Annotated in this window: 13 protein-coding genes; 4 read left to right on the forward strand and 9 right to left on the reverse strand. The window is 43.6% G+C overall.

The genetic code is table 11. From position 1 onward, the window contains the following. Nucleotides 1-152 precede the first annotated feature (152 nt). The 5 genes from accA to dnaE all read right to left on the reverse strand — a co-directional run bounded on the left by accA (nucleotide 153) and on the right by dnaE (nucleotide 7,477). Complete coding sequence (accA, locus tag FNK51_RS15400; RefSeq protein WP_098369978.1) at nucleotides 153-1,151, reverse strand: acetyl-CoA carboxylase carboxyl transferase subunit alpha; 999 nt, start codon at nucleotides 1,149-1,151, stop codon at nucleotides 153-155. Further along, complete coding sequence (gene accD / locus FNK51_RS15405; RefSeq protein ID WP_098369977.1) at nucleotides 1,148-2,011, reverse strand: acetyl-CoA carboxylase, carboxyltransferase subunit beta; 864 nt, start codon at nucleotides 2,009-2,011, stop codon at nucleotides 1,148-1,150. Before accD ends, accA begins: the two co-directional genes overlap by 4 nt. Nucleotides 2,012-2,101: 90 nt before the next feature. Then, entirely contained in the window at nucleotides 2,102-2,731 is a 630-nt protein-coding gene (locus FNK51_RS15410; protein ID WP_098369976.1) for a FadR/GntR family transcriptional regulator, read from the reverse strand. A 5-nt stretch (nucleotides 2,732-2,736) separates the two neighbouring features. Next, entirely contained in the window at nucleotides 2,737-3,978 is a 1,242-nt protein-coding gene (gene ystJ, locus FNK51_RS15415) for an NADP-dependent malic enzyme (RefSeq protein WP_141993903.1), read from the reverse strand. A gap of 112 nt (nucleotides 3,979-4,090) precedes the next feature. After that, nucleotides 4,091-7,477, reverse strand: a complete 3,387-nt coding sequence (gene dnaE / locus FNK51_RS15420; RefSeq protein WP_483296122.1) for a DNA polymerase III subunit alpha — start codon at nucleotides 7,475-7,477, stop codon at nucleotides 4,091-4,093. 155 nt (nucleotides 7,478-7,632) lie between these two features. Here dnaE and ytrH point away from each other — a divergent pair, with 155 nt between their 5' ends. Both ytrH and ytrI read left to right on the forward strand, forming a co-directional pair. Then, the gene (gene ytrH, locus FNK51_RS15425; protein WP_098369973.1) at nucleotides 7,633-7,968 is read left to right on the forward strand and encodes a sporulation membrane protein YtrH; all 336 of its coding nucleotides are present in this window, start codon (nucleotides 7,633-7,635) and stop codon (nucleotides 7,966-7,968) included. Further along, on the forward strand, nucleotides 7,965-8,468 hold the full coding sequence (ytrI, locus tag FNK51_RS15430; protein ID WP_098369972.1) for a sporulation membrane protein YtrI: 504 nt from the start codon (nucleotides 7,965-7,967) through the stop codon (nucleotides 8,466-8,468). The genes ytrH and ytrI overlap by 4 nt, the downstream gene beginning before the upstream one ends. A gap of 56 nt (nucleotides 8,469-8,524) precedes the next feature. Here the strand turns inward: ytrI and FNK51_RS15435 are convergent, their stop codons facing one another. Then, nucleotides 8,525-9,463 (reverse strand): DHH family phosphoesterase, encoded by a 939-nt coding sequence (locus FNK51_RS15435; protein ID WP_141993905.1) that lies wholly within the window; start codon nucleotides 9,461-9,463, stop codon nucleotides 8,525-8,527. A gap of 168 nt (nucleotides 9,464-9,631) precedes the next feature. Between FNK51_RS15435 and FNK51_RS15440 the strand changes: the two genes are divergently transcribed. After that, the gene (locus FNK51_RS15440; protein ID WP_141993906.1) at nucleotides 9,632-9,934 is read left to right on the forward strand and encodes a YtpI family protein; all 303 of its coding nucleotides are present in this window, start codon (nucleotides 9,632-9,634) and stop codon (nucleotides 9,932-9,934) included. Between the two features lie 27 nt (nucleotides 9,935-9,961). Here FNK51_RS15440 and FNK51_RS15445 read toward each other — a convergent pair whose 3' ends face one another. The 3 genes from FNK51_RS15445 to FNK51_RS15455 all read right to left on the reverse strand — a co-directional run bounded on the left by FNK51_RS15445 (nucleotide 9,962) and on the right by FNK51_RS15455 (nucleotide 12,455). Beyond that, nucleotides 9,962-11,281, reverse strand: a complete 1,320-nt coding sequence (locus FNK51_RS15445) for a DRTGG domain-containing protein (protein WP_137018167.1) — start codon at nucleotides 11,279-11,281, stop codon at nucleotides 9,962-9,964. A gap of 71 nt (nucleotides 11,282-11,352) precedes the next feature. Next, nucleotides 11,353-11,577: a hypothetical protein gene (locus tag FNK51_RS15450; protein WP_098369970.1), complete on the reverse strand. Its 225-nt coding sequence runs from the start codon at nucleotides 11,575-11,577 to the stop codon at nucleotides 11,353-11,355. A 197-nt stretch (nucleotides 11,578-11,774) separates the two neighbouring features. After that, entirely contained in the window at nucleotides 11,775-12,455 is a 681-nt protein-coding gene (locus tag FNK51_RS15455; protein ID WP_098369969.1) for a metal-dependent hydrolase, read from the reverse strand. Nucleotides 12,456-12,574: 119 nt separating this feature from the next. On the opposite strand from FNK51_RS15455, the gene FNK51_RS15460 reads away from it, so the two are divergent. Continuing rightward, nucleotides 12,575-13,672, forward strand: coding sequence for a M24 family metallopeptidase (locus FNK51_RS15460; protein ID WP_141993907.1), 1,098 nt, complete (start codon nucleotides 12,575-12,577; stop codon nucleotides 13,670-13,672). Nucleotides 13,673-14,121 lie beyond the last annotated feature (449 nt).

Here is a 14,121-nt window from a genome sequence, read left to right on the forward strand (position 1 = left end):
TCATCAGAAATTGAAGTAAAATGGCGCAAAAGTTTACATTCTACACACAAACCATATTCTTTACACGTTTCTGTAATGAATACATATGTGCCCATGAAAGGATGAAAAAACGTGTTGCCCAAGGCAGCACGTTTTCCCTTTTGTAAATGTGTTTATGAATGCTGTTCAACTTCCTTAGGCTCTCCCTCAGGCTGTTTTGCAAATTCATATTCACCGATTTTCTTGAATTTCATATAACGCTGGTTGATAAGATCATCACTATTCAATGGCAGAAGTTCATTGAATGAACGTTTCAGGATATCCTTGATGGCTTCTGCCTGTAAATTTGAATCCCGATGGGCGCCGCCCCTCACTTCAGGAATGATCTCATCGATGACTCCTAAGCGGTTTAAATCGGGAGCCGTGATTTTCATCGATTCCGCAGCCCTCTTAGCCTGAGAGGCATCCTTCCACAGCAAGGCTGCAGCCCCTTCAGGGGAAATTACCGAATATGTTGAGTTCTCAAGCATGAAAATTCGGTCCCCGACGCCAAGTGCCAATGCACCGCCGCTTCCGCCTTCACCGATGACAATACTGATGACCGGCACCTTCAGCCCCGCCATTTCGAAAAGGTTTTTCGCAATGGCTTCACTTTGCCCGCGCTCTTCAGCAGCTTTACCAGGGAAAGCTCCCTTCGTATCAATGAAACAAATAATCGGACGGTTGAATTTTTCCGCCTGTTTCATCAGACGTAAAGCTTTTCGATAGCCTTCAGGATGGGGCATGCCAAAGTTACGACGGATGTTTTCCTTCGTATCCTTACCTCGCTGATGACCGATGACAGTCACGGCAAGTCCATCAAATTCTGCGATCCCAGCGACAATCGCTTCATCATCCCCATAATAACGATCACCATGAAACTCGATGAAGTCATTGAATAATAGCGGAATGTAATCAAGCGTCGTCGGACGGGCTGGATGCCGGGCAATCTGAACGCGATCCCACGGTTTAAGATGGTTATAAATATCCACTTCCAGCTTCTCTAGACGCTTTTCCAATGTTTCGATTTCAGCTGTTAAGTCTACATCAGCGTCCTTCGAAATGGCCTTCAGCTCTTTAATCTTATTTCTAAGGTCCGTAATGGGACGCTCGAACTCTAATTCGTAAATCATAACCATTCACCGCCCGGGGCATGGATTTTAAGGATCGTCGTCAAGGTTTCCTTCATTTCCGTACGTTTGACGACCGCATCCAATTGGCCGTGCTTCATCAAGAATTCAGACGTTTGGAAATCTTCAGGAAGCTCTTCATGAATCGTCTGTTCAATGATTCTTCGTCCCGCAAAACCAATAAGGGCTCCAGGTTCGGCTAGATTAATATCGCCAAGTGACGCGAAACTTGCCGAAACCCCGCCTGTGGTAGGATGAGTCATCATTGATATGATCAGTCCGCCTTCATTGCTGAATATCTTGAGTGCCGCACTTGTCTTCGCCATCTGCATCAAGCTTAAAACACCCTCCTGCATCCGAGCGCCGCCTGAAGCCGTAAATATGATGAACGGAATCTTCAATTCACCTGCACGTTCAATAGCACGGGTAATTTTTTCCCCAACAACGGATCCCATGCTTCCCATCCGGAAATTCGAATCCATGATGGCAGTTGAAACTTGGTACCCATTGATGTTTCCCACTCCTGTGACAACCGCCTCATTAATCTTGGCTTTCTTTCTATCTTTTTCCAATTTTTCTAAGTAATCCGGAAATTCAAGCGGGTTAACTGAAATCATTTCTTTATCAAATTCATTAAAAGTGCCTGCGTCGAATAAAAATTCGATGCGCTCATGGGAAGACATCGGATGATGGTACCCGCAATGCAGACAGACTTTCTTGTTTTTCACCAATTCTTTTGTATACATGATTTTTTTACAGCCGGTGCACTTTGTCATGATTCCTTCCGGTACATCTTGTTTCTCACGATCTAAAGGAACCGTTGCATATTTCTTCTTAGACTTCGCAAATAGCTCTTTAAGCAAGCTTAATCCTCCCTTTACCACCAATTATCTATTTTATGATACTTGGTACAAACTATATCAGAAATGAAATTAGTATCGTGTAAAAAGGTGTCACTCGTCCTTCGACATATTTCTAATTCTAATAAGATAAGTTTCGATGGCTTTTTCTTCATCACGTTCGAGCAAATATGTAAGAAGTGCCAGATAATCTTCTTTTTTCACATTACCCTGTACCATCTCTGATGTTCTAGCATAGCTGTTGACAATGCGCCAAATTCTTTCCAGCAATCGATTGCGATTCAAAATGGCAATTCTTAAGAAGAAATCATCATCATGAAACTCATCCGCTTTGACCCAGACCATTAATCTTTTAATATCCTCAGCCGTAGCGAAAAAGGCGACTATCCGCAAACAGTCAATTTCAATCAGCCTTTTCGTCTCAGACAAATCTTCTTGTACTTTTTTATCTTGCAAAAAAAAGGTTCCCAGAAGCTCGACTAGCTTATGCTCCTGGAAATCCCTGATAAACGTCCCTTCACCACGCCTTGTTTCTATTAACCCTAATAGTTCTAAGGCGCGCAATGCTTCACGGACAGAGGAACGGCCAACATTAAAACGATCCGATAACTCCCGTTCTGATGGGATTTTATCTCCCGGCAGGAGGCTGTCCGCTTCAATCATGGTACGTAGGCTCTCAACGACATCGAGATAAATTTTGGATGAAGAAGTACGACCTGCCAAATTAATTATTCCTCACTTTTTCCAATGATCGCTAATTTCCTTGTTTTTTCTTTAATTTCCTCTGGATCTACATTAATTCTAGCTACTCCCGTTTCCATCGCTGCCTTGGCAACAGCAGCCGCGACTGCAGGTGCTACCCTCTCATCAAATGGAGCAGGGATGACGTAGTCTTCGTTTAACTCATGTTCCTGTATTAAACCGGCAATGGCTTGTACTGCAGCAACCTTCATTTTTTCATTGATATGAGTCGCACGTACATCTAGGGCACCACGGAAAATCCCAGGGAAAGCAAGGACGTTATTGACCTGATTCGGGAAATCCGAACGGCCTGTTCCAACAACTTTGGCTCCTGCCGCTTTTGCATCTTCCGGCATGATTTCCGGATCTGGATTAGCCATCGCGAAAATGATCGCATCCCGGTTCATCGAAGAAACCATTTCTTTTGTCAATGCTCCTGCAGCAGAAACACCTATAAATACATCAGCGTTTTGAATGACAGTTTCCAAAGGTCCTGAAACCTTATTTCGATTGGTCACTTTCGCCACTTGTTCTTTTGTATCATTCATACCTGTCGAACGGCCCTCATAAATGGCACCCTTCGTATCACACATGATAATGTCACGAACTCCATAGCTATAAAGCAATTTAATGATGGCAATGCCAGCAGCGCCTGCTCCATTCGCTACCACTTTAATTTCTGACATTGATTTATTCACTAGTCGTAACGCGTTCACAAGACCGGCAACAGTAACAATGGCTGTACCGTGCTGATCATCATGAAAAACAGGAATATTCATTTCTTTCTTGAGTCGTTCTTCAATTTCAAAACAATTTGGTGCGGCTATGTCCTCTAAGTTCACTCCGCCGAAAGTCGGTTCGAGTAATTTAACGGTCTCTACAATTTTGTCCACATCCGTCGTTTTTAAACAGATTGGGAAAGCGTCAACTCCAGCGAAACTTTTAAATAGAACGGCTTTACCTTCCATAACCGGCATGGCAGCTTCCGGACCGATGTTCCCAAGTCCCAATACAGCCGTTCCATCAGAAATAACAGCAACAGTATTCCCCTTCATTGTATAGTCATAAACGGTATCCGGCTTATCGTAAATATCTTTACACGGTTCTGCGACACCAGGAGAATAAGCCAGGCTTAAATCTACTGCATTCCTTACCGGTACTTTCGAAACTGTTTCTAATTTTCCTTGATTCAAGCGGTGCATATGTAAAGCTTCTTCTCTTAATGTCATAGTTTCACTCCTAAACCAAATTGGGTATCCCATATCTTATATGCTGAAATCTAGTGGTCAGACCACAGCGGCCTGTTTTCAATATAACATAACTATTAAAGTTGTAAAACAGTTATTCTTTCTTGTAAACCACATTCCCTTTTCCGACCAAGTCAAATAATGCCTGCATCAGTCTATCTGTAGGATTGACCCAATCCCAATAAGATAGCTGTACATAGCGGTTTTCCCTCTCGTAAAAAAGCATGACCTTCGTTTCACCGCTATGCTGCATTAAAATTTTTTTTATTTTTTGCAGTGTATCCTTCGTTTGCTTACCAGCCTCGATTTTCAGGAATATCGTTCCGTTTCTTTCCTCTTTCATCTGCTTCACTTTTTCAAGCGGGTATACGTTCCTGATCAAGAGCTGTGTTTTTCCATCCCGCTCTTCCAATGTTCCTTGCAACATAACGAGTTGTCCGTGATTCAAGTCGGCAGAGTGATTTTTATAAACATTTGGAAAAACGACCGCTTCAATATCCCCCTCTTCATCACTAACGCTCAAAAAAGCCATCACATCGCCCTTTTTTGTCCTTATGGTTTTAACCGACGTAATGTACGCGCCAAGCAAGACTTTTGATTCCTTTTTATTGGTAGCTTCATCTATGGTCAAACAGCCGAAGTGCTGAAAAAGTTCTCTATAGCTTGTCACCGGATGATTCGATAGATAAAGCCCCAATGCGCTTTTTTCCAATGAGAGTTTGTGCTCGATAGGGATAGGCTCGACACGGTTGTATTTCGGTTTGAGTGAAAACTCGCCATCGGAAAACATATCGAATAGGTCATCATCTGGATTAACCAATTCAGTATGATTGATCGCTACGTCCAAGCTCGCCAACAATGTTGCCCGGTCCTCACCGAATTCATCAAATGCACCTGAATGCACAAGCGCCTCCAACACTTTTCTATTTACGATTTTTCCCGAAACGCGCAAACAGAAATCGAATAAATCAGCGAACTTCTTCTGCCTCCTTGCAGCAAAGATTTCTTTTAGGACCGTACCGCCTATCCCTTTTATGGCTCCAAGGCTATAACGGATCCCTTCCTTTTCCGGTAAAAACGGGTAACCGCTCCGGTTAATCGAGGGACTCAGAACCATTATCCCTTTCTTTTTGGCTTCACGGATATATTGCGATATCTTTTCATCATTCCCGACGACCGATGTCAGGAGTGCTGCCATGAAATATTCCGGATGGTGGGTTTTCAAGTAACCCAGCTGATAAGCGATGAAACTATACGCCACTGCATGGCTTCGGTTGAATCCATAGTTAGCGAAGCGGACGATCAAGGAATAAATCTCATCTGCCGTTTTTTCGGAGTATCCTTGTTTCAATGAGCCGTTCACGAAATGCTGCCGCTCTTGATCCAGAACATCCTTCTTCTTCTTCGAAACGGCACGACGGAGCAGGTCAGCCTCCCCTAATGAAAACCCGGCTAAGCGGGAGGCGATTTGCATGATTTGTTCTTGATAAACGATGACCCCGTATGTAGGCTCGAGGATATCCTTCAAATCCTCGTGCAGGTAATCAATCGGAGCCAGTCCATGTTTTCGCTCGATGAACAGCGGTATATTTTCCATCGGACCTGGACGATATAGGGCATTGACCGCGACGATATCCTCGAATCGGTTCGGTTTCAGCTTAATCAAAACCTTTCGGATGCCATCCGATTCAAATTGAAACACTCCAGTTGTTTCGCCTCTCCCTAAAAGGGCTAGCGTCTCGGGGTCATCCATCGGGATATGGGACAAGTCGAGCTTTTTCCCCGTTCCCTTTTTTATGTTATTTAAAATATTATCGATGAGCGTTAAATTGCGGAGTCCAAGAAAATCCATTTTAAGAAGTCCCAGTTCTTCGAGAAGGTCCATTGGATATTGAGTCAGATGGATGCCTTCATGCCCCCCCTGAATCGGAATATGCTCGGTCAGTGCCTGATCGCTGATGACGACGCCGGCGGCATGTGTCGAGGCATGGCGAGGCAGCCCTTCAAGCAATAAAGCGGTTTGAAAAAGTTTTTGATTCAGGTCACTCTCATTAACGAATTCCCTGAGCCTTTTCGATTCCTTGAAGGCCTCGGGAAGCGTGATGCCCAGGCGGCCTGGAATCATTTTCGATACCGCTTCCTGTTCCTTTGAATTCAAGCCGAAAACACGGCCTGTGTCCCTTAACGCAGCTTTGGCAGCCAATGTTCCGAATGTAATGATTTGTGCTACATGAAGTTCCCCGTACTTCTTCGCGACATAGGCAATCACTTCTTCACGACGGTTATCCGGAAAGTCAATGTCGATATCCGGCATCGAGACACGTTCCGGATTCAGGAAACGCTCGAACAGCAAGGAATGTTCGATTGGATCGACATCCGTTATCGACAGCACATAAGCGACCATCGATCCGGCGGCCGACCCCCTTCCAGGACCAGTCAGGATTTGTTGATCCTTAGCGAATTTCATGAAATCCCAAACGATCAAAAAGTAATCGCTGAATTTCATCTTGGTGATGATATCCAATTCATATCGCAGGCGCTCTTCATATTGAATGGATGGCTCCGGCAATCTTTTCTTCAGCCCTTGGAAACAGATGGCTTCGAGCATTTCCTCGGCTGTGACTCCATCTTCAGTCGGGTACTTAGGAAGCAGTGAACGGTGAAATGGAATTTCCAGATTGCATTGCGCGGCAATATGCAGTGTATTTTCGAGTGCATCCGGTCTGTCATGAAATAGTTCTGCCATCTGTGCCCGGCTTTTCAAATAAAATTGATCGGATTCAAGAACCGTATGCGTCTCATCCGCCAGCTTGTCGCCATTTCCAATTGCCAATAGGACTTCTTGAGCGAGTGCATCGCTTTCGTTCAAATAATAGACTGGATTCGTCGCGACAATCTTTATCTCTAAATCTCTCACCAACTGACTTATGGCTTCGTTACCTTTTTCCTCATTCGCGATCGAAAGTCTCTGTATGGATACATAAAAGTTATCATGACCAAAAATTTGCAGAAATCGCCCCGCTGCCTGTTTGGCCTCCTCAGGATTTTCTTCCCTCAATAGCGTTTCTATTTGCCCCTCCGCACCCGGTGTGATTGCTATCAAGCCCCGAGAATAGGCTTTAAGCCAATTCATTGGAATGCCTGACGGGGATTTCGTTTTTATGGCACTACTTATTTTAAGCAGGTTTTGATATCCTTGTAGACTTTTTGCCAATAAAAGAAGTCCATGTGGCGAATCCCGTTCATCAAGGACATCTGCAAGTATGCCGATGATCGGCTTTATCCCCTGTCTCTTGCATTCTTTATAAAAATAGACCGAACCGTACATAACATTTCGATCGGTTAAGGCAAGACTTGTACAGCCATCCGCTTTCGCTTTGGCCACAAGTTCAGTGATCTTCACCGTACTTGTCAGCAGGCTGTATCCGCTCTGAATATGGAGATGAGTATACACGTTTTTTCTCCCACCTTTGTAAGGCATGTTTCTTTTCATTATAGTGTTTATTTCAAAAAAAGAAAATATGTTCTCATTACCAATGGAATTTAACTTACTGATTTCCGGCGACTATCATATTACCTCTGAACTTCCCATATAAATGGAATAGAAGAATATCAAGAAAAAAAGGATGATGATATATGAATGAAGCCTTTGTTCCAGCCTTCATCAACAGCTTTTTCATATCGCTTGGCGTATTACTTGGCGGCTCGATAATCGGGGGCCTCGCCGCTTTTTTTACTGGACAAGCCCCGATGACGACTGTATTCCGACTGTCGGACAGCCTTCGTATTTGGGCGATTGTCGCTGCAATCGGGGGTACTTTTGATATGGTTTATAATTTCGAACGCGGTATTTTCCACGGGGAAACGAAGGATATAGTCAAGCAGGTCCTATTGATTCTATCTGCACTTGGCGGAGCACAGACAGGAGCACTGATCATAAACTGGTTCACGCAGGAGCATATTTCATCATGAGGATTCCTCCCTATCACCGGTCTCCCACCTGGCAGCGCTTCTTTGCCGGAGCCGCACTTGGCGGATTGATCAGTTGGGTGATTTTCTTTTATATGCATGGTGTCCAGCAGGAGAAGCAGATCCGGACCCTTCACGAACAAAGTGAAGTGATACAGGATTTAAACGGGAAAATCGCAATTTGGGAGCAGGATTATAAAAAATTGAACCAGAAAAACGAGGAGATATTGACGATTCAGGAAGTGGAAGTAACCATTACGAATGAAAAATACAGTCTGGATCGGCTGAGTATTGCAGAAGCCGAGGATGTGATCGAGGACGACCTTTCCTCTCTTCTTGCCAAAGATGTCGCCAGTGTCTATGACGGAAAGCTGCTTTTGAAAAAATCCATCGAAAATAAGATCGTTACCATCAATAAAAAGCGCTATCGACTTGAAGTCGTCGAGATCATGTTTTATACGAAAATGAATATTGAAATCAAACTAAAAAGGACTACTTCTTAATAATATCCACTAAATTTAAAGACCAAATCATATGCGATTTGGTCTTTAAGTTTTTTTCATTCCGATTTATTCAACTCTTCCATGTCGGCAAGGATATTATCCACTTCATCCCAAGACTGAATCGAAGCCCCTGCTGCAAGCGGGTGGCCTCCTCCGTTATATTTACGGGCAATCGTATTGATGATCGGACCTTTAGAACGGAAACGGACTCTGATTTCTTTATCCTCTTCAATGAAAAAGACCCATGACTTAACATTTTTAATCGAACCGAGCGAGGAAACGAGCTGAGATGCCTCAGATGTAGAAGCCTGGAATTGTTCAAGTATATCTTTTGTGATGATCATTTTCCCTGTGCCATATGGAAGGATTTCAAAATGCTGCAACACATAGCCATTCAACCGGACTATGCTTTCCTCGACGTCATACATCTCCTGATATAACTGCGGGCGGGAGAACGAATAGTTAATCAATTCACTGGCATAGGCAAATGTTTTTTCAGTCGTATTCTGGAATAGGAAACGACCTGTATCGCCAACAATGCCTGCATATAGAAGGCGTGCCGCTTCATCACTCATCTTCAAGCCCTGTTCTTTACCGAACTGGTAAAACTCATAAATCATTTCACTTGCTGAACTTGCCGATGTATCGACCCAACGCATATCCCCATATGGATCTTCATTAGGATGATGATCGATCTTAATCAGTTTATCACCCGTCGTGTACCTTGCATCACAAATCCGGTCCGTATTTGCGGTATCACAAACGATGACCAGAGCACCTTGATATGTTTCATCCGAAATCACATCGAGCCTTCTTAAGTAATTCAACGACGGTTCTTCTTTCCCGACCGTAAAAATTCGCTTTTCTGGGAAAGATGCTTTCAGGATTTCCGCCAATCCCCCCTGTGAACCATAAGCGTCCGGATCTGGACGGACATGACGATGGAGAATGATAGTATCATAACGCTTTATATCTGCTAATATTTCAGCTTTCATATAGATCTCCCCTTAACATATGTATTATCGAGCCTTATAAAGATGATATATTTCATTTAATCAAAAAATTGGGGAAATAGGAAGACTCATCTTGTTAACAGTGGCATTCTCTTTCATTTCCCGCTACAATAAAAAGGTACATATGTTAAATTGGGGGAATTTCAAACGATGCCTATTCTTGTCACCTTGATCGTTCTTTCGCTAGGGGTCTATATGTTTTATAAAATCAAATCGGTCCGAACCAGGATGCCGATGGAGAAAAAGTGGATTTCTGGGAAGTCTTCCATCGCCCTCGGTGCGTTTGTCGCACTATTCGGAATCAATCAGCTTTTTCTGTTCCACACGACCATCACTTATATCATTGCTGCCGTTTTCATCTTCGTTGGCCTATTCAGTGTTTGGGGCGGCTATAAAATGTATAAATTTTATTTGCCACATGCAATCGAAGAAGCTGCAAACCAAAAAGGATAATCGAATTTCGATTATCCTTTTTATTTTTCATGATCGGTCCAGCAATTGGCAAGTCAACATCGCCTTGCCGACAAGTTTGCCTTGGTTAAACACCTCGACATCCACTTTTCCGAATTTACGTCCTACATCAAGGACACGCGGGTGGATTTCAAGCGTACTGTCGATCTGGACTGGCTTGATGAAGTAGATCGTCATGTTTTCCACGACCAAGTCACCGCGCTTATAACTTCGAAGTGCACGGTTTGCTGAGTCGGTGACCAATGTCGTGAACACACCGCTTGAAATGGTCCCAAGGTAATTGGTCATCTGCGGAGTGACGCCATAGTTATACACTTCCTCGCCCTTGCCACGATTCGAAGTCATTACAAGCTGGCTTGTAATCGTATCGTCGATCGTTTCGCCGACCTGTGGCTGCCTTTGACTCATTTGCAGTGCCTTCAGCACATCCTGCCTGCTCACGATTCCCTTTAGGATATGGCTGTCATTCACGACCGGGATTAACTCAATCCCTTCCCAAACCATCATATGTGCAGAAGATGCCACACTCATTTTATCGCCTACGGTCATCGGGTTTTTCGTCATCACCTTATCAATGAGCGTCAGCTCTTCCTGTCCGATGATATCTTTTGATGTGACCATTCCTTGAACCTTCATATTGTCATCGACAACAGGGAAACGGCTATGCCCGGATTCCTGATTCAGTTCATGCCAAGTCTGAACCCGGTCACCCACAGTCAAAAAGGTCGTTTCCTGTACGGGTGTCAAAATATCCTCCACCAGCAAGATTTCCTTTTTGATCAATTGGTCATAGATCGCCCGATTGATCATCGTTGCGACGGTAAACGTATCGTAACTCGTTGAGATGACTGGCATCTCCAATTCATCGGCTAACCTTTTAACGGGCTCTTCCGTATCGAATCCCCCGGTGATCAGCACCGCTGCACCCGCTTTTAACGCGTGCTCGTGGGCCTGTGTACGGTTCCCGACGATCAGCAGGTTTCCTGCCCCTGTATATCTCATCATGGCATCCAGCTTCATCGCCCCGATGACGAATTTATTTAATGTCTTATGAAGTCCCGTTTTCCCACCAAGAACTTGTCCGTCAACAATATTGACTACTTCTGCGAAAGTGAGCTTTTCAATATTCTCTTTTTTCTTTTTCTCAATACGGATCGTGCCTACCCGCTCAATCGAGCTCACGTAGCCCTGGTTCTCCGCCTCTTTAATTGCCCGGTATGCCGTACCTTCACTAACATTCAATGCTTTCGCAATTTGACGGACGGAAATCTTTTCGCCAACAGGGAGACCATCGATATGTTTTAATATTTGTTCATGCTTTGTAGCCAAGCGCTTCACCCTTTTCACGGTATTCCTATTCCCCATTATAAGGTCAAAGAGCCTAGTTTATCAAACAACTACTAGTATTGGCGCAACCTTTTGTATTCCAGCTTGCGTTTTACCTTTTGTTTCTTAGGAGAATATAGTATGCCCGTCAAGTTTCCAGCTACCGCCAACAATGCAAACAACAGCCAGGATCCCGCAAACAGACTCTCCAGACCGCCACTTTCCAACGACAAACGCGGCACGGCATAATACAGCATCACACCGCATAAAAGCAAACACAGCAATAATCTCTGTTTCATCCAATCCCCCCTTTTTTCTCATCTATTCATTTTATGCCTGTGAAAGGAAAAAAGACTTGGCTGCAGAACGAGACTTTACTTTCCATTGCTGGAATCATCTGCGTAAAAGGCAATACTGAACGGAGATCAGTCAATTCGGTCGGCTATGCCAACACGTTACACAAAAAAACGGAAGCCCCTGCAGGCTCCCGCTCCTATTAAAATTCTATTTCATCCCCGGCTTCCATGATCAGTCCATTTCCCTCTTCAAGCAAGTCGATGAATTTGTCAGGATCCTGTTTGATGACAGGGAAAGTATTGTAATGAATCGGCACGACTTGTTTGGCTTGAAGGAATTTCGCAGCAAGTGCTGCATCTTCAGGCCCCATGGTGTAATTGTCGCCGATTGGCAAGAATGCCAAGTCAATCGGATGTCTCTCCCCAATCAGTTTCATATCGGAAAATACCGCTGTATCCCCTGCGTGATAGATCGTTTTCCCTTCTAACATAAGCAATACGCCAGCAGGCATTCCTAAATAAATGATTTGCCCCTCTCCGTTATTGAATCCCGTTCCATGGAAAGCTGGCGTCAGTTTCACTTTTCCAAAATCGAACTCGAAAGCTCCGCCGATGCTCATCCCGTGGGTCCTAACTCCTTGAGCACCCAGGTAGTCGGCAATTTCTGCAATGCCAATGACAAGTGCATCATGCCTTTTGGCCAATTCAACCGTATCACCGACGTGGTCATTATGGCCATGTGTTAAGATGATCACATCCGGTTTCACATCTTCTACCTTCAAATCGGTCAATTCGTTTCCAGTAATGAATGGATCGATTAAAATCGTTTTACCATTCGTTTCTATTTTTACAACTGCATGTCCATGAAAAGATACTTTCATTTTTGATGCTCCCTTCCCATACCCACTAATTTTTTTTAGTAGCTTTCTTAGGCCTTTCCCATTTACTATACTTTTAAATATTGCTAAGGTAATTATATCTTATTAATGGAGGTATCGTCATGAATGAACGTTTGACAGAACTACAAAATTGGTTACAGGCCAATGAGTCAGAAGCCGCTTTACTTACATCTACAGAGAGCATCTTCTATTTGAGCGGTTTTTATAGTGATCCACATGAAAGACTGCTAGCACTTGCGACTTTTGCAAATGCCGACCCATTCCTTGTCTGCCCGCAGATGGAAGTCCCAGATGCTAAACAGGCAGGATGGGCTGGAGATATCATCGGTTACACCGACATTGAAAATCCTTGGGAAAAAGTTAAGCAAGCAGTGAAGAATCGCGGGATAACCATTAATACAATGGCCATTGAAAAAGAGCATATGAATGTAGAACGTTATGAAAAGGTCCAACAATGCTTCGGAGCACCAAAGCTCGTTTCCGCAGAAGAAAAACTTCAAAGGATGCGAATGATCAAATCGGAAGATGAAATGGTCAAAATCCGTGAAGCATGCCGACTTGCCGACTTTGCGATCGAAGTGGGTGTCAGCGAAATTCATGAGGGTAAAACGGAAATGGAAATCCTTGCAGCTATAGAATACGAATTGAAAAAGGCCGGCGTCAGCCAAATGTCTTTTTCCACCATGGTCCTGACTGGTAAAAATGGCGCTTCCCCACATGGCACACCCGGGAACACGAAGGTTCAGCGCGGTGACCTTGTCCTCTTTGACCTGGGCGTCGTTCATGAAGGGTACTGCTCTGACATCACTAGAACGGTTGCTTACGGAGATATCAATGATAAACAGGCAGAAATATACGAAACTGTACTTAAAGCACAAGAAGCTGCCGTTGCAGCCAGTAAACCTGGTATATCCTGTTCCGAGATAGACTTGACTGCCAGAAACATCATCAGGAATAAAGGATACGGTGAATTCTTCCCGCACAGGCTCGGGCACGGACTTGGGATCAGCGTCCATGAGTATCCATCCTTGACTGAAACGAATTCGCTTGAACTTCAATCCGGAATGGTTTATACCATCGAACCTGGCATATATGTTCCAAATGTTGCCGGCGTCAGGATTGAAGATGATCTACTGATCACCGATACCGGCTGTGAAGTTTTGACCAAATTCCCGAAGAGCCTGCAAATCATAAGGTGATGATGTGTTAACCATTTAATATATCGAAACCCGGATACCCCCGCCTTCATTTAAGACGGGGGTATTTATTATTCAAAATTCATTTCAACTAATCGGTCCGAACCAGATATACTCTTCCTTCATCATCATTTAACCATCTTTCAGTGGTGAAACTTGATTCATATTCATTTACACCTGACATAACCACACTATAATAGAAGAGAAAAGCCAAGGCTTGAAATGGTTATAAATCTAATTTTGATTTTCCTTTATTATGCTGTTCTCAAGAATATTAAACTATGCATTATATTTATACTTGCTTTTGCATGCTTTGATATATTTCATTTATATTTTTTACATCACATATTAAGGTTTGAATCATTTTTTCATTTTGGGATTTCCAGATCATTGGCTAAAACATTCGCTAATTTGTTACAATTGAAATCAGATCCATTAGGTAAAACATAGTA

The sequence above is a fragment of the Bacillus sp. B4EP4a genome, from assembly GCF_006680105.1.
GTDB classification, from domain to species: Bacteria; Bacillota; Bacilli; order Bacillales; family DSM-1321; genus Peribacillus; species Peribacillus simplex_E.